Consider the following 20,408-nt stretch of genomic DNA (forward strand, 5'->3'; position numbering starts at 1 on the left):
GGAGCCGGGCGTTAAGCGGTTCTGAAGGCAATCCGGCTAGCATTTCGGCATCGGGAATCGCACGGCGTGCGGTATGGAACCGGACCGGCCGGTGAACGTATTGGCCCGTCCGGGACACTAATACTGGGAATCAATTGAGGGCATAGCGTGCGCGGCAATCGGCGACATTCTTCGGGCGACCAGCAAATACAGCCCGCCACTCTCCCCCTTTCTTACATCATTCCAGGTTCCCGACCGGCCCGTCCCGGGATTCGGCGAGTCTCCTGGCTCGCCGCGAGCTTAACCTCGATTTTGGCCACCGGTATCGCCATGCCGGCGGAAGCCCAGATGTTCTGGCCGATGGGGCCTGCGGACGAATATGGCCAGCCGCATTACCAGGACGAACCGAGGATCGAACGCCGCCCGCGCCCCGTCCGCGCTCGGCCAAAACTGCCCGATGCTCCGAAGGACACCGCCAAGCCCCGGGGACCGATCGTCATCGCGATCTCGATCGAGAAACAGGAATTGAAGCTCTACGACCAGAACGGACTGTTCGCGGAGTCTCCCGTCTCGACCGGTATGCGCGGACATTCGACGCCCATGGGCGTGTTCAGCGTGATCCAGAAGAACAAGTATCACCGCTCCAATATCTACAGCGGTGCGCCGATGCCCTACATGCAGCGCATCACCTGGTCCGGTATTGCCATGCACGCCGGTGCCCTGCCCGGCTATCCGGCATCGCATGGCTGCATCCGTATGCCGATGAATTTCGCTATGCGCATGTGGGGCTGGACCCGCATGGGGGCGCGCGTGATCGTGACACCCGGCGAGGTTTCTCCCGCCGATTTCTCGCATCCGCTGCTGATCGCGCGGAAGCCGGAGACGAAGCCGGTCGCCGCCGCGCCATCACCGCAGGATCACGCGTCGACGACTCCCAAGTCGGACCGGTCTTCGATCCTCGATGCCGCCGCGCATGAAAAGCCGCAATTGAGACTGACGTCGATCTCGGACCGCAGCGAGCCAATCCGCACCGCCGATGCCAGCGGCGCGATGCCGCAAACGAACAACACAAAAACCGACGCGCCAGCCGCGACTGCTATCGCAGATGAAAAGTCCGTGGAAGCCAAACCCGATGAGACAAAAGCCGACAAGGATCAGGCTCGCGCCACCGATCCTGTCGCCCCCGTTGCGGACATGCCGGTCACACCGCCGCTTGAAGGCTCGGCGGAGTTCGTCGGCCCGGTCAAGCCGCGCACCGGCCATGTGGCGGCCTATGTCAGCGCCAAGGACAGCAAGATCTACGTGCGGCAGAACTTCGAGCCGTGGTTCGAGGCGCCGGTCACGATCGCCGCCCCGGAGCGCCCGCTCGGCACCCACGTCTTCACGGTCCGCGCCGACAAGGACGACGCCGACGCGCTGCGCTGGTCGGTGGTCTCGCTCCCGGCCCCGGTTCGTGTGGCGCGCGTGAATGACGACATGCCACGGCGCAAGCGGGCCGCGGCGGCCGAACCGGCGGTGTCTGCACCATCATCGACTCCGGCGGAAGCGCTAGACCGCCTGACCATTCCTGACGACGCGATGAAGCGCATTGCCTCGGTGCTGGCACCCGGCGGTTCGCTCGTTGTCTCCGATCACGGACTTGGCGACGAGACCGGACGCGGCACGGATTTCATCGTCCCGCTGCGGTAAGCGGTTCAGGCCGCGTCCCTCAGCGGCTCACCTGTCCGCAACCCGGTTGGCTTTCGGCGGCGCGTTGCGATAGAACGCGCCGGTTATGACAGCCTCCCGCAACATCCAGACGCCCGCCGCGCCCGCGCCCAAACAGCCGCGTGACGCGTTCGCGCGACTGACGCCGTTCGGCTGGACCGGCGGCGTGCTGCTGATCCTTGGAATTCTTGCCGCATCATTTTTCCTCGCCGGCTATTTCGTCATTTATTATCGCAATGCCGACATGGACTTCATGATCGTCTACAACGCGCTCGTGATGAACGACGGCAAGCCGCAGGCCTTTTTCGATCATCCGTCTTACTTCACCATCCTGACGGTCAAGCTGTGGTTTCAGGCGATGCACGCGCTGGGCCTGCTCGATGCATGGAAACTGTCGTCGATCCCCTCCGCGTCGAACCTGCCCGCTTTCGAGGCCGCGATGACAAGCGCTGTCCGCGCCGGCCGCATCGTCGCGTGGCTGACCGCTACCGGCATCGTCATTATCTTTGCCGCACTGGCGCGGCGGCTTTTCCGCGATTGGCGCGTGGCGCTGCTTGCGACCTTCGCTTTCGCTTTTTCCGGCGGCATGGCCGTCGAGATGCGGATTCTGCGCAGCGAGTTGATTGCGGCGTGTTTCTTCGCCTTCGCCCTGATGATCCTGATCATCGTCGGCCGCCGCGCGACAAACTGGCGTCCGCTGGCGCTGGCGGGCGCTGCCGCGCTGTGCGTGCTCGGGATGGAGAACAAGGTTCAGATCATTCTGAGCATCGCGGCCTTGCCGTTGCTGATCCTGCCGTTCGGCACGCCGGCCAGCGCCAGCACCGAGTTCTGGCGCAATCCCGTATGGGCATGGATCGTGACATTCCTTGCCGGCGTCGCCGCAGCATCGGCATTGAGCGTTGCCTGGCCGCTGATTGCCGCGGGCGTCGAGCCCGAAACGATCGATATAGCGCAACTTCAGCCGCTGATCGGCGGTATGTTCGGGGTGTATCAAATCGCCCTGCTCGGCTGGACCGGCGTTGGCATGATCGTCTTTGCGGTTATCTGGCGGATCAGCCCCGCCGAAACCTTGACGTCAATGTTCGCGATTGTCGCGGGGGCGTCACTCGGTCTGATGGCGCTGTATCTGCAATACGATCCACAAAACGTGGTGGCTGTCGTCAATCCGATCGAGAAGATGCTGGTGTTCGCGGATGAGCCGGTCACCTCCGGTGTCGGCGGCAACAGGCTCTACGGCATCGCAAGCGCACTGCTGCAAGGCATCACGTGGGTGCTTCAGCGTTACAGCTTCGTCCTGTTCACATCGCCGCGGCCGACGGTGTTCCTGACATGGCTGATCGTGCCGGGCATCGTCTATGCCTGGTACAAAGGCGAGCGGCAGGTGGCTGTGCAGGCAACGCTGCTGCTGCTGGTCGCTTTCGGCATCGACGTGCTGGGTGTACGGCGGGGATTGAAGCCGGAATATTACCTCCTGAGCGATCCGCTGATCATTTTCGCCGGCGCGTTGCTGCTCGACCAGATGAGCGACCTGCGCTGGAGCAAATGGACCTACCCCATCGGCGCATTGCTGATCGCGCTGCATGTCGGCATCAGCCAGGCCGAGCCGATCAAGCACGTTTTCAAGCGCAGCGGCCCCGAATACGTCTGCGAGTGGAACGAGATTTACCAGCCGGAGCTGCCGATGCCGTGGTGCTACAAGCCGGAGAAAAAGCCCTGAGGTTTGTCACGGCTTGTTGAAACTTCCACTGGCCATGATCCGTTATCTTGGGCGTTCAACGATCTTCGAGGGAGCGCATTATGATCGACCGGCGGTGGATGTTGGCGGCAATCGCGGCGGGCGCAGCGCTTCCGTTCGCGGGACGATCCGCCCACGCGCAAGGCGCGATGAGCCGCATGACCGCTTACAGTTTTTCCTTTCCGGCGCTGAAGGGCGGCGACATCCGCCTTGCCGACTTCGCGGGCAAGCCGCTGCTGGTGGTGAACACCGCCTCGCTATGCGGCTTCACTCCGCAATATGCCGGGTTGCAGGCCATCTGGACGCAATTCCGCGGGCGCGGCCTGACCGTGATCGGCGTGCCGTCCAACGACTTCGGCGCGCAGGAGCCGGGCGGCGCGACCGACATCACCCAGACCGCCGAACAGACCTATCATGTCACCTTCCCGATCACCGCAAAGACCAGCGTGAAGGGGCCGAACGCCCACCCGTTTTACAAATGGGCGGCAGCCGAACGGCCGACCGATCTGCCGGGCTGGAATTTTCACAAATACCTCGTCGGCCGCGACGGTTATCTCGCCGACGCATTTTCCTCGCGCGTCGAGCCGACCGATACGCGCGTCATCACCGCCATCGCCCGCGCGCTGACCGCCTGAGCCGCGCTCACGCTCGCCCGGATTAACCTTCCACATACGGAACAGCCGCGCCCCGCGAAAATGGCTTGGCGCAATAAACCATGTGGGTCTAGGCTGATCGCCGGGGTAAGACGGCGTTCTATTCCGGACGCCGGCGTGCGTTCAGGGGTATCCGATGCGTATCAAGGCAACAATTTTCGTCGCCGGCGCGTTTTCGTTATGCGCTTTCGGCAGTGTCTGGTCGCAGGCGCTTATTCCGCAGCGCACCACTCCGCCCCCCGCGCCTCCTGCTGCGCAGGCCGCACCCGCCAAGACAACGGCAGCCGCACCTGCGGCCGCGCAGGATCCTGCTCCCACTCCGATCAAGGCGAATTGCGCCAATCCCAATGCCATCGGCGTTTCGCGCGTGGTGCAGATCGACACCACGGGCGGCCCCGGTTTCGGCTTCGAGCATTTCAAGCAGCTCGACTTCCTGCGCGACAAGGAAGTGGTGCTGACATTCGACGACGGCCCATGGCCGGTCAACACGCCGTCGGTCCTCAAGACGCTCGCCGAGGAATGCACCAAGGCGATCTTTTTCCCGATCGGCAAGCACGCCACCTATTATCCCGAAATTCTCAAGCATGTCGCCGCAGAGGGCCACACCATCGGCGCGCACACCTGGTCGCATGCCAACCTGAACAACAAGAAACTGACCGAGGCGCAGCAGAAGGAAGAGATCGAGAAGGGTTTCAGCGCGGTGAAGTGGGCGCTGGGCGCGGCGCCCTCGCCGCTGTTCCGGTTTCCCGCGCTCCAGCATCCGCCCGCGATGGTGACTTATCTCGGCGAACGCAACATCTCGATCTGGTCGTGCGATCTCGACTCATTCGACTTCAAGGCCAACAAGGCCGATAAGATCATCGCGACCGTGATGAGCAAACTCGACAAGAACGGCAAGGGCATCGTGCTGATGCACGATTTCCAGAAGCACACCGCCGAGGCGCTGCCTGAGTTGATGAAGCGGCTGAAGGCCGGCGGCTACAAGGTGGTTCAGGTCAAGGCCAAAGCGCCGATGCAAACCATCGCGCAGTACGACGAAGAGGTCGTGAAGGGCCTCAAGCTGCCGACGGTCAGTTCGCGCCCGCTTAACAGCGTGGTGCAGACCATTTCCGAGTAAGCAACGCGCTTGCGACTTTCCCGGAAATGACTAAACCGCAGCGTATGCGTATTGAAGGTTATGTGATCGTTTCCGCCGACGGCATGCTGGCCGATGCCAACGGCGTCATGCCGCCCGCGCTCAAGTACGACGCCGATCAGAAATTTTTCGAGGCCGCGCTCGACGACGCGGACCTGATCGTTCACGGCAGGAACTCGTTTGAAGACCAGCCGCGTTCGCCGTTGCGCACCCGTGTCGTGCTGACGCGCACCGTTCCCTCCCTCGCGCGCGATCCAGCCAACGCCAAGGCGACACTCTGGAACCCGGCCGGTGCGTCGTTCGAGGACGCCTGCCGCCATGCCGGCGTGACGACGGGGTCCGCCGCGATCATTGGCGGGCCGGATGTCTTCGGAATGTTCATGGATCGCTTCGACGTGTTCTGGCTGTCGCAGGCACACCGGCTGACAATCCCCGACGGCGTCGGCGGTTTTCCCGGCGTCCCACCCCGCACGCCGCAGGATGTTCTGGCCGCGCGTGGGCTCAAAGCCGACGAGGTTCGCGTGCTCGACGCGGAGCGTGGCGTGGACGTCACCGCGTGGCGGCGGATTTAGCCAACAGCGGTCGTCATTGCGAGCGAAGCGAAGCAATCCACCCTGGAACCGATTAAACTGGATTGCTTCGTCGCAACAAACGCTCCTCGCAATGACGGCTCCAAAGCCGTCGCGACGAACTCAAACTCCGCTGGTGTAGCGGTCGTCTTCCAGCACGACGCGGCGCGGATAGCCGGCGATGACCAGAAGCCCGCCGATCAGCGACAGGTTCTTCAAAGCATGGATCATGTTGTTGATGCGATCCGCGCCGGTCATATCCCAGAAATTATGGAAGTAGAACGTCGTGACGCAGACGAACAGCACCAGCAGAAGTGCGAAGAACCGCGTGCCGATATTCAGCGCGATGAACAATCCGCCCAGGACTTCCAGCGCGCCCGCCAGGATCGCCAGCATCTGGGCAGTCGGCATCCCCGTCATCCCCTCAAGCTGGGATGTGTAGGCCGTCAGGAAACCGGGAAGGACGACCTTCTCGGTGATCGCCTGCGTGGTCGACGCAATATCGAAAAGTTTGGAAGCTCCGGAAAACACAAACAAGACGACGAATAAAACCCGTCCGAGCGTCGCTAAGGCTGGCATGGTCGCCCCCACTCAATTTTCCAAAGACACTGGTATAAAGACGACACCTATACAGGAGTTACCTTCAACCGAACAGCGTCGGCTGCTGCCGGCCGGCACGCTCCTGCGCCTCGACCGCCGCAACCGCCGTCATGTTGAGAATTCCGCGCGCCGTCACCGACGGATTCAGGATGTGGGCCGGGCGCGCCGGGCCGATCAGGATCGGTCCCACCGGCAGCGCGTCGGCGAGAATCTTGATCATCTGATAAGCGATGTTGGCGGCATCGAGGTTCGGCATGATCAGGATGTTCGCGGACCCTTCCAGCCGCGAATGCGGCAGCACCAGTTGCCGCGACAGCGCGGTGAGCGCGGAATCACCCTGCATTTCGCCGTCGGCCTCGATTTCCGGATGATCGTTCGCCAGCAATTCGGTGGCGCGACGCATCTTCTGCGCCGAGGCGGAATCGTAGCTTCCGAAATCGGAATGCGACAGGAACGCCACCTTCGGCTTGATCCCGAAGCGCTGGACATGCACGGCGGCGAGCGCGGCCATTTCCGCAAGCTCCTCCGCTGTCGGATTTGGCCTGATTTGCGTATCGGCGATGAAGTAAGAGCCCTTGGAGGTGATCACCAAAGCCAGCGCCGAATAGTCGGTCAGGCCCGGCATCACACCGATGATTTCGCGAATGCGCCGAAGGTGGCTCATGTAGCGGCCATCGACGCCGCACAGCATAGCGTCGGCCTCGCCGCGCGCCACCGCGAGCGCCGCTATCACCGTAGCGTTGGTGCGCACCAGCGTGCGTGCGGCTTCCGGCGTGATGCCGTGGCGGCCGGCCAGATCGATGTAGCTCTGCACGTAGGAGCGATAACGCGGATCGTCTTCCGGATTGACCAGATCGAAGTCGGTTCCGGCCTTGATCGAAAGGCCGAAGCGCTCGATGCGCGCGGCCACCACCGACGGACGGCCGACCAGAATGGGACGCGCGAGCTTTTCCTCGAGCACGACCTGAACAGCGCGCAGCACGCGCTCGTCCTCGCCTTCGGCGTAAATCACGCGCGCCGGCTGGGTCTTGGCTTTCGCGAACACCGGCTTCATGACCAGCCCGGAACGGAACGCGAAGCGGTCAAGCTGTTCGGTATAGGCGACGAAATCGGTGATGGGCCGCGTCGCGACGCCGGAATCCATCGCAGCCTGCGCCACGGCGGGCGCGATACGCAGGATCAGCCGCGGATCGAACGGCGACGGGATCAGCGAGCCCGGACCGAAGCCAGGCGTCTCGCCGCCGTCAAAGCGGACCACCACGTCAGACGGCGGATCGCGCGCGAGCTGCGCCAGCGCGTCAACGGCGGCGCGCTTCATATCCTCGTTGATGGCGGTCGCGCCGACATCGAGTGCGCCACGGAAAATGAACGGGAAGCACAGGACGTTGTTCACCTGATTGGGGAAGTCCGAACGACCGGTGCAGATCATCGCGTCGGGACGCACCTTGCGCGCCTCGTCCGGCATGATCTCCGGCATCGGATTGGCCAGCGCCATCACCAGCGGCTTGTCCGCCATCTGCGCGACCATCTCGGGCTTCAGCACGCCGCCAGCCGATACGCCGAGGAAGACGTCCGCGCCGGCGATCACCTCGCCCAGCGTGCGCTTGTCGGTTTTCTGCGCGTAGACGGCCTTCCACTTGTCCATCAGCGTGTTGCGGCCTTCATAGACAAGGCCGTCGATGTCGCAGACCCAGATGTTCTTGCGCTTGGCGCCGAGCGACACCAGCAGATTGAGACAGGCGATGGCAGCAGCGCCCGCACCCGACGCAACGATCTTGATGTCTTCGAGCTTCTTGCCGTTCAGCATCAGCGCATTGCGAACCGCCGCGCAGACGATGATCGCGGTGCCGTGCTGGTCGTCATGGAAAACGGGGATTTTCATCCGCGCCTTGAGCTGCTCCTCGATCTCGAAGCACTCCGGCCCCTTGATATCTTCAAGGTTGATGCCGCCGAAAGTCGGTTCCAGCGCGGCGACTGTCTCGACCACGCGCGCGATCGTGTCCGCCGCGATCTCGATATCGAACACATCGATGCCGGCGAACTTCTTGAACAGGACGGCCTTGCCTTCCATCACCGGCTTCGACGCCAGTGGGCCGATGTTGCCGAGGCCGAGCACGGCGGTGCCGTTGCTCACGACGGCGACGAGGTTGGAGCGGGCCGTCAGCAGCGCGGCTTGATTGGGATCGGCGGCGATCGCTTCGCACGCGGCGGCCACGCCCGGCGAATAGGCCAGCGCGAGGTCGCGCTGGTTCGCCAGCGGCTTGGTCGCCTGAATCTCGAGTTTACCGGGCCTGGGGAGTCGGTGATACGCCAGCGCTGCGAGGCGCAGTTCTTCGGACAACGTCGACGCCATACCAACTCCCGATATTCTTCTTGGCCCCCGCCTTGCGGCGGATATCGTTTAGGATCGTCTTGCGACGGTTATATGGTTCAGGTCTGCGGCAGATTGAGCCTGATGTGAAGTTCGCGCAACTGCTTGGCGGTCACGTCTGACGGCGCCCCCATGAGCAGATCTTCGGCACGCTGATTCATCGGAAACAGCGAGATTTCGCGCAGGTTGTTCGTGCCGCAAAGCAGCATGACAATACGGTCCACCCCGGCCGCCATGCCGCCATGCGGCGGCGCGCCGTACTGGAACGCGCGATACATGCCGCCGAAACGCTCGATCACCGTTTCCTCGCCATAGCCCGCGATCTCGAACGCCTTCACCATCGCCTGCGGGCGATGGTTGCGGATGCCGCCCGACGCGATCTCGTAACCGTTGCAGGCGATGTCGTACTGGAACGCCTTGATGGTGAGCGGGTCCTGCGTCTCGAGCGCTTCGAGCCCGCCCTGCGGCATCGAGAACGGGTTGTGCGAGAAGTCGACCTTCTTGTCTTCCTCGTTGTACTCGTACATCGGGAAGTCGACGATCCACGCCAGCTCGAACCGGTCCTTGTCGATCAGGTTCAGCTCTTCGCCGAGCTTGGTGCGCGCGAGGCCTGCAAACTTCCAGAACTTCGACGGATCGCCCGCGACGAAGAACGCCGCGTCGCCTTCCTTGAGGCCGAGCTGTTCGCGAACCGCAGCGGTGCGCTCAGGACCGATGTTGTTGGCGAGCGGGCCTGCACCCTCACCGCCTTCGCGCCACATGATGTAACCGAGGCCCGGCTGGCCTTCGCCCTGCGCCCACGAGTTCATGCGGTCACAGAAGGCGCGCGAGCCGCCGCCCGGTCCCGGAATCGCCCAGACCTGATTGATCGGGTCTTCCAGCATCCGCGCGAACACCTTGAAGCCCGAACCGCGGAAGTGCTCGGAGACGTCCTGCATCACCAGCGGATTGCGCAGGTCCGGCTTATCGCTGCCGTATTTGCGCAGCGCTTCGGCGAACGGAATGCGCGGCCACTTCTTGGTGACCGGCTTGCCCTTGGCGAAATCCTCGAACACGCCGGTGATCACCGGCTCCATCGCCGCGAACACGTCGTCCTGCGTGACGAAGCTCATCTCGAGATCGAGCTGATAGAACTCGCCGGGCAGACGATCGGCGCGCGGGTCTTCGTCGCGGAAGCACGGCGCGATCTGGAAGTAGCGGTCGAAGCCCGACATCATCAGCAGTTGCTTGTACTGCTGCGGTGCCTGCGGCAGCGCGTAGAATTTGCCGGGATGAATGCGTGACGGCACGAGGAAGTCGCGTGCACCTTCCGGCGACGACGCGGTGAGGATCGGGGTCTGGAATTCGAAGAAGCCGGCCTTCTTCATCCGCGCGCGCATCGAGTCGACAATCGCGCCGCGCGTCATGATGTTCTGGTGCAGCTTTTCGCGACGCAGATCGAGGAAGCGGTACTTGAGCCGGATTTCCTCAGGATATTCCTGATCGCCGAACACCGGCATCGGCAATTCGGCCGCTTCGCCCAGCACTTCGATATCGGCGATAAACAGCTCAACCGCGCCGGTCGGCAGGTCGGCATTGTCCGTGCCTTCGGGACGGCGGCGCACCTTGCCGTCGATCTTTACCACCCATTCAGCACGCAGCTTTTCGGCCAGACCGAAAGCCTTGGAATCCGGGTCCACCACGCATTGCGTCATCCCGTAGTGGTCGCGCAGGTCGATGAACAGCAGGCCGCCGTGGTCGCGAATGCGGTGACACCAGCCGGACAGCCGGACCTCTTGACCAATGTCGGCTTCGCGGAGCGCGCCGCAGGTGTGGGAACGATAGCGATGCATGAAAATCCTGGAAAACGGCGTCAGAGACAAGAATCAGGGGGTATGGGCGCTAGTGGTGCGCGCGCAGGGTTTAGCCGAGCGAAGGGAACGCGGCAACCGGATGGTGGGCCTCAAATGCCCCAAAACTTGGAAAAAACTCAAGAAAAACAACGAGCAGTTTGACGATGCCCCTAGTCGTCGCGCTGGCCCTGCTGGATCACGATGGTCGGCACCCCGAAGGTGCCCGTCCGCACCGTAAAGACCCGCGTTCCGGGCTTGCGGCCCTCGCGCAGCTCGGAGACCTCGACACCGGAATTAGTAAGCCGCGCCCGTGTCGCTTCCACGTCTGCAACCCGCCACGACAGGCCGAAAACCTTGTCGGGACCGTCGCCCTTGCCGTTCTTGAGGCTGTGGATGATCTCGAACACCAGGCCGCCGACCCGAAAGAACAGGAAGCGCGTCTGCAACGCGGCAATGGTCCGGTCGAGTTTCATGTCCAGCCCAAGCCGCGCGCCATACAGCGCTGCGGCCCGCTCGGGATCCGGCGTTGCGATCACCAGATGATCGAGCGCATCAACGCTGGCGGGAGCCGTCTCCGGCGACCGCGCCAGCCATTCGTCGCGCTGAATGAAAAACATCCGGATGCCGTGCGTCGGCGCTGCCGCGGCGCGCGTGCGCTTCCACGTTATCGTGTGGCTCGAAGCAACGTCCTGGCTCCGGCCTTCGGTAATCGCGTCCGGCGCAAGGCCGAGCCGCGTCAGGCGATGATGCGCGCTGGCGATGTCTTCGACCGCGAACGCCAGACTGGCAAGACCTTCGCCCTGCTTGTCGAGCGCCGCGCGAACGCGATCTGCTGTCTCGCCCTCACCTGCGGGCGCCATCAATTCAAGCGCCGTATTGGCGAGCACGAAGATCGCGGTGGCCGCGCCATCGCTTTGCGCGCGCCACATCGGCGCGCGGCCGAGCAATGTCTGATAGCCCGCGACACCAGCTTCGATGTCGCGAACGAGAACGACGGCGTGATCCAGATCGGTAATCATGATGGTGACGAGGCCCGGCTGTGGAGCCGCACCACATCACACCACGCGGAGGAATGCAGCCCCTTCGCGACAACGCATGACACCCTTGAGTTTCACCTTGCGGAATAAGGCCTAACGCTCCTGCCGGCAGCGACGCTCGCGTTTGCCTTTCCTGAGGCGCTCGTCGGGACGGCAGGTCTCGGACAGATCGATGTTGTCGAAACTGCGCGACCGGGCGTCCATATGAAGCGACGGGCTGAGATTGATCTGAGGCCTGACTGGAATCGCGGGATGGATGTTCAACTGGTTCGCCGAACAGATCGCAGGCACCAGCACGACGGCCAGTGCGCCAAGAACACTGAGCCGGACAAGACATTTCTGGGCCATCGCGACTTTCCCGCAAATTCATATCGACAATGCCCATTGGTCGCGCGCGCAGCGCGCCGGGTTCATTCGATCGCGGGGGAGCCCGAACGAGAAGGCCCTCCTTCACGGCTCATTTCATCCCGGATAGTGCATCGCGATAGAGGTTTTTATCGCGGCTGGAGCCTCGCCGGCCCGGCGCGAAATAGTGGCCGTTCCCTGCCATGTTCTGTGGTCCTGCCCGATTAGCCGATTTTCGCATGGATAATTTCGCTCAAGGCGGTATTAAGCCGCATGGAAATTATCACCACCACCAGCGGACTCGCCGCCCTCTGCCAACGTCTCGCCAAACACAGCGTTATCACCGTCGACACCGAGTTTTTGCGCGAAACCACCTATTACCCCCTGCTCTGCGTCGTGCAGATGGCCAGCGCGGAGGAAGCGGCTGTTGTCGACACCCTCGCCGAGGGCATCGATCTCGCGCCGTTCTTCGAGCTGATGGCCAATGAGGCGGTGCTCAAGGTGTTCCACGCCGCAAGGCAGGACATTGAAATCATCTTTCACCGCGCCGGGATCATTCCTCATCCGGTGTTCGACACCCAGGTCGCGGCCATGGTTCTCGGCTACGGCGATTCCATCGCCTACGATCAGCTCGTCGAGCGCATCACCGGCACGCGGCTCGACAAGACCCATCGCTTTACCGACTGGTCGCGCCGCCCGCTGACGCAGGAGCAGATGACTTACGCCGTCGCCGACGTGACGCATCTGCGCGACGTGTTCACGGCGCTCGACGCCGACCTCAAGAAGCGCGGACGCAGCGATTGGGTCAGCGAGGAAATGGAAATCCTCACCTCGCCGAACACCTACGACTTCCATCCGGAGCGCGCTTGGGAGCGGCTCAAGACGCGGGTGCGCAAGCCGAAAGAACTCGCTGTATTGATGGAAGTCGCCGCATGGCGCGAACAGGAAGCACAGTCCCGCGACGTGCCGCGCTCGCGCGTCCTGAAGGACGACGCCATCGGCGACATCGCCACGCATGCACCCACCACACTCGAGCGTCTCGCGGGCCTGCGTTCGTTGCCGAAGGGTTTCGATAAATCGAAATGGGGACAGGACATCGTCGCCGCGGTGAAGCGCGGCGTCGCGCGTGACCTCACCACATTGCCGAAACTCGACAAGCCGCGCGGCAATAACAACGGCGGCGCGACGGTGGAACTGCTGAAAGTTCTGTTGCGCATGACCTCGGAGCGCCACGCCGTCGCCAGCAAGGTGATTGCGACGGTGGACGATCTCGAACAGATCGCAGCCGACGACAACGCCGACGTCGGCGCGCTACACGGCTGGCGGCGTGAGCTGTTCGGCGAGGCCGCGCTCGCCTTGAAGAAGGGCCGCCTTGCGCTTGCCATCGACAAGGGCCGCGTGGTGCGGGTCGAGCGGGAACAAACCTAGTGCATTCCGGCAATAGGAGCGTCCAATGTCCATCGTATACCGGCCAGCTCGCGAACACGAACTGGATAAGGCCGAAGAACTCGTTGTCCGCAGCATCAACGACCTCACCCAGCGCCACGGGTTTGGGCAAATGGCGTCGTTGCGGCCGGCGCATTTCCAGTTGTTCTCCCTGCGGGACGATCCCGATGGCCTGTGGGTTGCCGAGGACAATGGAGAAATTCTCGGCTTCTCATTCAGCTGGGTTTGCGGCGACCTGTGGTTTCTCGCGGAACTGTTCGTGGCTCCGGATCAACAGAGCCGCGGCATCGGCAATGAACTCATCGCGCGAACCCTGGCACATGCGGAAAGGAACAGAGCTACCCACAAGGCTCTGATCACCTTCGCTTTCAACACCGTGTCGCAGGGTCTCTACATCCGGCACGGGCTATTCCCCAGACTTCCGCTCAATTTTTTCAGGGTCTCGCGCGAAACCCTGCTGGCGCGCTTGCAGGATACGTCATTGCGCAACGATCCGGTCGAGACCGCCGATCTGCAAAGTCTAACCGGGATCGATGCGCACGCGCTGGGCATATCGCGCGAGAAACATCATCGATACCTCATGGGCGATGCTGCGATGAAAGGATTCATTCTGCGCTCGGGAAGCGATTGCGTTGGTTATGTCTACGTCAATCCCGACGGCCATATCGGGCCGCTTGCCGTCACTCGGCCCGCCGTCATGCGCGGAGCATTCCAGGCCGCGCTGAAACTCGCGGCCGAACAAGGCTCCCAACAGGTGACGGCTTTCATTCCCGGCACCAGCGACGCAGCCCTCGGTGTGGCCGTCGATCACGGAATGCGTATCACCTTTCCGATGCTGTTGATGTCGTCCGGCGACTTCGGAGACTGGACCTGTTATTTGCCGCGCAATCCCGGCTTCATGTGACCGTGGGCTTCAGCGCGTCTTGCGACAAAAGCACGTTAGCGCGTCTTTCTAAACGTCAGATTGATCCGCTGACGGCCGAGCAAGGAATGCTCGCCATCGGGTAGTGGCAGCACACCGTGATAGGCGAGCCGCGCCGGACCGCCCCACACCACCACGTCGCCATGGGTCAGCCGATAACGCGAGGTCTTGTCGTTCCGGTTCATGCCGCCGAACAGAAACGTTGCAGGCAGTCCCAGCGACACCGATACGATCGGCGCGTTGAAATCCAGTTCGTCCTTGTCCTGATGCAGCGACAGCTTCGCGCCCGGTTCATAGCGATTGACGAGACAGGCATCGGGACGAAAATCGGCGAAGCCCGCCTTCGCTGCCGCCTGCAACGCGATGTCGGCGAACACCGCCGGCATCGGCGGCCACGGTTGCCGGGTATCGGGATCGACAGACGTGTAACGATATCCCGTGCGGTCGCTCACCCATCCCGCCGTGCCGCAACTGCTCATCGCCACTGACATGCGATGGCCGCCCGGCGTGATCAGGTGCCGGAACCGAGAACACTCGATCACGCCGTGGATCGCGGCGATCAGGGGCGTCTCGAACGCCCGCGCGAAACGTGCAAGCAGCATCGCGCCGGGCGCCAGCTGCACATCGCGCGGTTCGCTTTCAATGGCATCAAATAAATCCATGGTCATGATTCTTGGTTAGACATGAGTTGATCCGAAAACCGGCTCCCACTTTTCGGGATCATGTCACTTCGCATCGTGGAAAATGATGCCGACCGTATGGCGATGGCCGGAGCGCAGCTGGCTGACACCGTGCCGGAGATTGACGCGATACGTGCCGCGTGTCCCTTGCACCGGACGGTTATGCACCGCGAACACCACCGCATCACCCTGGCGCAGCGGCACCACCGCCGCGCGCGACTGCATCCGCGGACGCTGTTCCGTCAGCACGAACTCGCCGCCGGTGAAGTCCGCACCGGGCTCCGACAGCAGGATCGCGACCTGCAACGGAAATACGTGCTCGCCATACAGGTCCTGATGCAGACAATTGTAGTCGCCCTCGCCGTACTGAAGCAGCAGCGGCGTCGGCCGCGCCTGCCCGGCCTTGTGACAACGCTTGATGAAATCGGCATGTTCGGCGGGATAGCGAACGTCGATTCCCATCGCTTCGTTCCAGCGATTGGCGATGGGTGCAAGCTGCGGATACAAAGCTGTCCGCAAACCGGCGATCAGGTCCGGCAGCGGATAGGAAAAGTATTTGTACTCACCGCGTCCGAAGCCGTGCCGACCCATGATGATATGACTGCGGAAAATTCCGTCTTCGCCGTAAAGACCAGCGAGCGAGCGGCACTCATCCGAGGACAGCAGGCAGTTCAGCACCGCCCAGCCATTGCCGTCGAGATGCGTGGCAATGCGTGGCCAGTCCATCGCGTTGACGCGCGCAGATTCAGACGGACTGGTGGTTTTGATTTTTGCTGCTGCGACCATGATCGGCTCCCTGTCTGGTGAGCCGGAATTAGGTCAAACGCGAACCACCTTCCACCCGATTTCCGGGTTTGAACGTGTCGCGTGATGTTTCGCACAAAAGCAAAGCCGGGGCGGAAGCCACGAACTTCCTCCCCGGCTATCACCCGAGCCAAAAGGGGTAACTCATGGCTCGGGCATGTCGATCGTGAGATGACAATCTCTCTTAAGCGGGCATGATCTGATCCGAAAACCGGTTCCCACTTTTCGGGATCATGCCTTAAGCAGCAGCTGCCTTGGCGCCGGCCGGCACTTCCGAGATCGTCTTCAGGATCTGGGAAGCGATGGCGTACGGGTCGCCCTGCGAGTTCGGACGGCGATCTTCGAGATAGCCCTTGTATCCGTTGTTGATGAAGGAATGCGGGACGCGAATGGACGCGCCGCGATCCGCGATGCCGTAGCTGAACTTGTTCCACGGCGCGGTCTCGTGCTTGCCGGTCAGACGCTTGTCGTTGTCCGGGCCATAGACGGCGATGTGGTCCATGAGATTCTTGTCGAACTGCTTCATCAGCGCTTCGAAATACTCCTTGCCGCCGACCGTGCGCATGTACTCGGTGGAGAAGTTGGCGTGCATGCCGGAGCCGTTCCAATCCGTGTCGCCGAGCGGCTTGCAGTGGAACTCGATGTCGATCTCGTACTTCTCGGTCAGCCGCTGCAACAGGTAGCGGGCCATCCACATTTCATCGGCGGCGCGCTTGGAGCCCTTGCCGAAGATCTGGAATTCCCACTGGCCCTTCGCGACTTCCGCGTTGATGCCTTCATGGTTGATGCCGGCGGCGAGGCAGAGGTCGAGATGCTCCTCGACGATCTTGCGCGCGACCGAACCGACATTGCTGTAGCCGACGCCGGTGTAATACGGGCCCTGCGGCGCAGGATAGCCTGCGGTGGGGAAACCGAGCGGACGGCCGTCCTTGTAGAAGAAGTATTCCTGTTCGAAGCCGAACCATGCGCCCTCGTCGTCGAGGATGGTCGCGCGCCGGTTCGAAGGATGCGCGGTCTTGCCGTCGGGCATCATGACTTCGCACATCACCAGCACGCCATTGGTGCGCGCGGCGTCCGGGAAAACGCGGACCGGCTTCAGCACGCAATCGGAGTTGCTGCCTTCGGCCTGCATGGTCGAACTTCCGTCGAAGCCCCACAGCGGGAGCTGCTCAAGCGTCGGAAATGCGTCGAATTCCTTGATCTGGGTTTTGCCGCGAAGATTTGGGGTCGGCGTATAGCCATCGAGCCAGACGTACTCGAGCTTGTACTTTGTCATTGCGATCTCTCTTGAGTGAAGGATTGCGGTGCTAAATTCCCGGCCGATTTAGCTTCCGGAAGTTCCGGCTGCAAACGGCTGCGCCTTAACAAGCATTTAATATGCCAACTCGCACGTTGGCGGCACGCGATCCGGGCTCTGTCCACAGACCGCCGGGCCGGATTTCCCGACACCCGATGCGAGGTGATTCGCGGACGCTGTTTGCGCTGGTGCGTGTTTTTACGCCAGTTTTTACACCTGCCTCGTTTGGTGGCGGCAGCACTGACACGCCGAAAACCGTGAAACTCTTCAAGTGCGAGGGCGTTAACATTTCAAGCGCATGCTGAGTGAAGGCGCAGAATCGAGATTGCGCAAATTGTATGCATTTGCCTGCTTTATTTAGGGCAAACCGCGCAAAAGACGTGCGTTCCAACTATATCAGATCTCGAGGCGCCGACGCGCACACCGAGAGGAGACCGGAATGACACCCAATTCGACCCAACCGACGGCCAAGATCTACCAGTTCCCAGTTGGGGGCCGCGCGGCACTCAGCAACCGCCTTGAGCCAGCCAAGACCCCTATCGAATACGCGCGCGTTTCGACCGGCAGCGGCTGGTATCACGACGAGGCCATCGAAGAAGCCAACCGTGGCAGCGAGCACTGATGCCGCCGGATGATCTGACGCCCGGGCCACGCAGCCCGGTGAAACGCACGATATGACAAGGGTCGGAGCACATGCTTCGGCCCTTTCGCTTTGAAGGCTGCTAAAAAACCTAAGCCCCGAAGATCGACCACCCGAGCCGCTTGCTCAGGATTTCCAGCGCCACCCGCCCGAGCCGCGAATTGCCGTTGGCATCGAGACCCGGCGACCACACCGCGATGGATGCCTTGCCCGGTGCGATGGCCAGGATGCCGCCGCCGACGCCGCTCTTGCCCGGCAAGCCGACGCGATACGCGAATTCACCCGAGCCGTCGTAGTGCCCGCATGTCAGCATCACGGCATTGATGCGCCGCGCCCGTTCCGGCGGAACGACCAGAAATCCGGTCGACGGATTGCGTCCGGAATGAGCGAGAAAGCGCCCCGCCATCGCAAGCTGCCGGCACGACATGGCGATGGCGCAGTGATGGAAGTAGACGCCGAGCGTGAAGTCCACCGGGTTGTCCAGCACGCCGAATGATTTCATGTAATTGGCGAGCGCGATGTTACGGAATCCGGTGCGCTGCTCGGACGCTGCGACCGCTTCATCGATCTTGATCGAGGCGTCGCCCGAGAGAAAATGCAGGAAGCGCAGAATTTCACCCAGCGTCTCGCGCGGCTGATGTCCGGACAGGATCGCATCGGTCACGGCGATCGCACCGGCGTTGATAAACGGATTGCGCGGAATGCCGCGCTCGCGCTCAAGCTGGACGATGGAATTGAACGGGCTGCCCGACGGCTCGCGGCCGACGCGCTCCCACAGCTTGTCGCCGATCATGCCGAGCGCGAGGGTCAGCGTGAAAACCTTGGAGATGCTCTGAATGGAAAACGGCGTGTCGGCATCGCCACCCGCGGCGACATGTCCATTCGTGTCCACCACGACCAGCCCGAAGGAATTGGCATCGACCTGCGCCAGTTCGGGAATATAGGCCGCGACGTCGCCGCGATCCGCCCGCTTCACCATCTCGTCGACGGTTTCTTTCACGGCGCGGTCGAGAGTGGCGTTGCTCATGTCATTCCGGCTCGGTTGATATCGGCTGACGGCACGTCATGCGACAAACGTGCCAACGCAAAAGGGCTGTTTGCGCCTTGATCGTGCCCTAGGGTTTCACGATCGCGCCGGTGCGCCCCATCAGCCGCGCCAATTGCTTGAAGCGATTGGTCACGCGGTCAGCGGCGAGATCGGCGGCGCGCTTGTCGAACACAAGAATGAGCTTCCGGCCCTGATTGCGGAAATGCGTATGGGACAACACACCGCGCTGCGCAGCCGAGATCATGAAGGCCACGCGGAACGTCGCGCCGATCAGCTTTGCGCGTTCGACCATCGCGGGCGGCACCAGCGCGCGCACGACTTCCGGCGCATCGTTTTCGGCGTTCAGTCCTGCGTAGCGATAATAGATAGCGAGCGCCAGAAACGCCCGGCCTTCGTGAGTCACGGCGCCGAAGTTGCCGTTGGTGATGAGGTTGAGAGTCTGCTCGCCGCGATAATCGGGATGCGCGCGCCACCCGGCATCGGACAGCCAGCACGCCGCATGACGCAACCGCTTCTCGTCTTCGTTCTCGCGCAGACCCGCAACCCGGAACAACTTGTCGGTCCACGCGATCAGATCGTCCGCGTGACGCGGCGAACGCGAGCGCAATTCGTTCAGCGTATGCGCCGTCGCGATCAACCCGTCCTTTTGCCGCTCCTTCTCGGGCAACATCTCGTAGAGCAAGCCTTCGCGGACGCCGTAGGTCGAGAACACGATGGTCTTCGGCTTCGCGATACGGATAATGTATTCGAGCACGAGCGCCGCGTAGGCCAGCAGCGGACGGCGGGCATCCGCAACTGTTTCTATATCGGCCAGCGTGTTGCTGGCGGCGAGACGGCGAAGCCGCCGCGCGAAATCGAGGGCATCTGCTGCGGGGATCGTATAGCCGTGCATCACCCGCAGCGGATAACCGCTCTGGATGATGTGGATGCGCGCCAGCGCGCGCCACGTTCCGCCGACGGCGTAAAACGTGCGTCCTCTGCCGGCCTTCAGCGCCGGAAGATTGGTGAGGTCGGCGGCGACAATCCGTTCGGCCTTCTTGAGGGATTTCTGCGAAATGTCCTGCAACGCAAGTCCGCCGAGCGGCAGGGTCACGCCGGTGCGGATACGATGACCGCGAATGTCGATCAGTTCGAGCGAGCCGCCGCCGAGGTCGCCAACAATACCATTGGGCTTGTAGACGCCCGACCCCACACCGAGCGCGGACAGTTTCGCCTCGCGCGCGCCGGACAGAATTTCGATGCTGCATCCACAGATGCGCTCGGCCCTGGCGATAAAGTCCGGACCGTTGGTCGCATCACGGCAGGCCGCGGTCGCGATCGCATGGACCTCGCCGACCTTCATGATCTTGCACAGGGCCTTGAAACGCTTCAGCGCAGCCAGCGCCTTTTCGACCGCGTCGGCCGCCAGCAATCCGGTGGACTGCACCTCGCGGCCGAGACCGCACAACGTCTTCTCGTTGAACACGGGCGCAAGGTTGCGCGTCTTGTCTTCGTAGACAACAAGACGAACCGAGTTCGACCCGATGTCGATGACAGCCACCGTCCGGGACGGTTTGCGAACTGTGCGATGAGACTCGCGACTGGATGCCGGGGCCACGGATTCGGTCT

General features: G+C 62.5%; 18 protein-coding genes. 8 read left to right on the forward strand and 10 right to left on the reverse strand.

All coding sequences use genetic code 11. From position 1 onward, the window contains the following. Positions 1-309 precede the first annotated feature (309 nt). The 5 genes from AC1RKJ_RS02855 (at position 310) to AC1RKJ_RS02875 (ending at position 5,781) form a co-directional block, all read left to right on the forward strand. Positions 310-1,668: a L,D-transpeptidase gene (locus AC1RKJ_RS02855; protein WP_492789387.1), complete on the forward strand. Its 1,359-nt coding sequence runs from the start codon at positions 310-312 to the stop codon at positions 1,666-1,668. A gap of 85 nt (positions 1,669-1,753) precedes the next feature. Then, positions 1,754-3,403 carry a hypothetical protein gene (locus AC1RKJ_RS02860; protein WP_492789388.1) on the forward strand — a complete coding sequence of 550 codons (1,650 nt, stop codon included), beginning with the start codon at positions 1,754-1,756 and terminating at the stop codon, positions 3,401-3,403. Between the two features lie 80 nt (positions 3,404-3,483). Beyond that, positions 3,484-4,056 carry a glutathione peroxidase gene (locus AC1RKJ_RS02865; RefSeq protein ID WP_492789389.1) on the forward strand — a complete coding sequence of 191 codons (573 nt, stop codon included), beginning with the start codon at positions 3,484-3,486 and terminating at the stop codon, positions 4,054-4,056. Between the two features lie 154 nt (positions 4,057-4,210). Next, positions 4,211-5,191 (forward strand): polysaccharide deacetylase family protein, encoded by a 981-nt coding sequence (locus tag AC1RKJ_RS02870; protein ID WP_492789390.1) that lies wholly within the window; start codon positions 4,211-4,213, stop codon positions 5,189-5,191. Between the two features lie 44 nt (positions 5,192-5,235). Further along, a complete protein-coding gene (locus tag AC1RKJ_RS02875; RefSeq protein WP_492792628.1) occupies positions 5,236-5,781 on the forward strand; it encodes a dihydrofolate reductase family protein in 546 nt (181 codons plus the stop codon). Between the two features lie 120 nt (positions 5,782-5,901). Here AC1RKJ_RS02875 and AC1RKJ_RS02880 read toward each other — a convergent pair whose 3' ends face one another. The 5 genes from AC1RKJ_RS02880 to AC1RKJ_RS02900 form a co-directional block, all read right to left on the reverse strand. Then, positions 5,902-6,357 carry a DoxX family protein gene (locus AC1RKJ_RS02880; RefSeq protein WP_492789391.1) on the reverse strand — a complete coding sequence of 152 codons (456 nt, stop codon included), beginning with the start codon at positions 6,355-6,357 and terminating at the stop codon, positions 5,902-5,904. A 64-nt stretch (positions 6,358-6,421) separates the two neighbouring features. Then, positions 6,422-8,731: an NADP-dependent malic enzyme gene (locus AC1RKJ_RS02885; protein WP_492789392.1), complete on the reverse strand. Its 2,310-nt coding sequence runs from the start codon at positions 8,729-8,731 to the stop codon at positions 6,422-6,424. Positions 8,732-8,808: 77 nt separating this feature from the next. Then, positions 8,809-10,581, reverse strand: coding sequence for an aspartate--tRNA ligase (aspS, locus tag AC1RKJ_RS02890; protein ID WP_492789393.1), 1,773 nt, complete (start codon positions 10,579-10,581; stop codon positions 8,809-8,811). A 170-nt stretch (positions 10,582-10,751) separates the two neighbouring features. Next, entirely contained in the window at positions 10,752-11,600 is an 849-nt protein-coding gene (locus AC1RKJ_RS02895) for a VOC family protein (protein ID WP_492789394.1), read from the reverse strand. A gap of 111 nt (positions 11,601-11,711) precedes the next feature. Continuing rightward, entirely contained in the window at positions 11,712-11,966 is a 255-nt protein-coding gene (locus AC1RKJ_RS02900) for a hypothetical protein (protein ID WP_492789395.1), read from the reverse strand. A gap of 270 nt (positions 11,967-12,236) precedes the next feature. Between AC1RKJ_RS02900 and rnd the strand changes: the two genes are divergently transcribed. Together rnd and AC1RKJ_RS02910 are read left to right on the forward strand one after the other, a co-directional pair. After that, positions 12,237-13,391: a ribonuclease D gene (gene rnd, locus AC1RKJ_RS02905; RefSeq protein WP_492789396.1), complete on the forward strand. Its 1,155-nt coding sequence runs from the start codon at positions 12,237-12,239 to the stop codon at positions 13,389-13,391. A gap of 25 nt (positions 13,392-13,416) precedes the next feature. After that, positions 13,417-14,313 (forward strand): GNAT family N-acetyltransferase, encoded by an 897-nt coding sequence (locus tag AC1RKJ_RS02910; RefSeq protein ID WP_492789397.1) that lies wholly within the window; start codon positions 13,417-13,419, stop codon positions 14,311-14,313. A gap of 35 nt (positions 14,314-14,348) precedes the next feature. Here the strand turns inward: AC1RKJ_RS02910 and alkB are convergent, their stop codons facing one another. The 3 genes from alkB to AC1RKJ_RS02925 all read right to left on the reverse strand — a co-directional run bounded on the left by alkB (position 14,349) and on the right by AC1RKJ_RS02925 (position 17,091). Beyond that, positions 14,349-14,999 carry a DNA oxidative demethylase AlkB gene (alkB, locus tag AC1RKJ_RS02915; protein WP_492789398.1) on the reverse strand — a complete coding sequence of 217 codons (651 nt, stop codon included), beginning with the start codon at positions 14,997-14,999 and terminating at the stop codon, positions 14,349-14,351. 57 nt (positions 15,000-15,056) lie between these two features. Beyond that, on the reverse strand, positions 15,057-15,797 hold the full coding sequence (locus AC1RKJ_RS02920; RefSeq protein WP_492789399.1) for a 2OG-Fe(II) oxygenase: 741 nt from the start codon (positions 15,795-15,797) through the stop codon (positions 15,057-15,059). 256 nt (positions 15,798-16,053) lie between these two features. After that, positions 16,054-17,091 (reverse strand): glutamine synthetase beta-grasp domain-containing protein, encoded by a 1,038-nt coding sequence (locus tag AC1RKJ_RS02925; protein ID WP_492789400.1) that lies wholly within the window; start codon positions 17,089-17,091, stop codon positions 16,054-16,056. Positions 17,092-17,551: 460 nt separating this feature from the next. Here AC1RKJ_RS02925 and AC1RKJ_RS02930 point away from each other — a divergent pair, with 460 nt between their 5' ends. Continuing rightward, positions 17,552-17,734, forward strand: a complete 183-nt coding sequence (locus AC1RKJ_RS02930; protein ID WP_492789401.1) for a DUF2735 domain-containing protein — start codon at positions 17,552-17,554, stop codon at positions 17,732-17,734. A 109-nt stretch (positions 17,735-17,843) separates the two neighbouring features. Here the strand turns inward: AC1RKJ_RS02930 and AC1RKJ_RS02935 are convergent, their stop codons facing one another. Both AC1RKJ_RS02935 and ppx read right to left on the reverse strand, forming a co-directional pair. Beyond that, a complete protein-coding gene (locus tag AC1RKJ_RS02935; protein WP_492789402.1) occupies positions 17,844-18,779 on the reverse strand; it encodes a glutaminase in 936 nt (311 codons plus the stop codon). Positions 18,780-18,867: 88 nt separating this feature from the next. After that, positions 18,868-20,397: an exopolyphosphatase gene (ppx, locus tag AC1RKJ_RS02940; protein WP_492789403.1), complete on the reverse strand. Its 1,530-nt coding sequence runs from the start codon at positions 20,395-20,397 to the stop codon at positions 18,868-18,870. Between the last annotated feature and the right edge of the window lie 11 nt (positions 20,398-20,408).

It is taken from the genome of Afipia sp. GW822-FHT04G07, assembly GCF_058800765.1.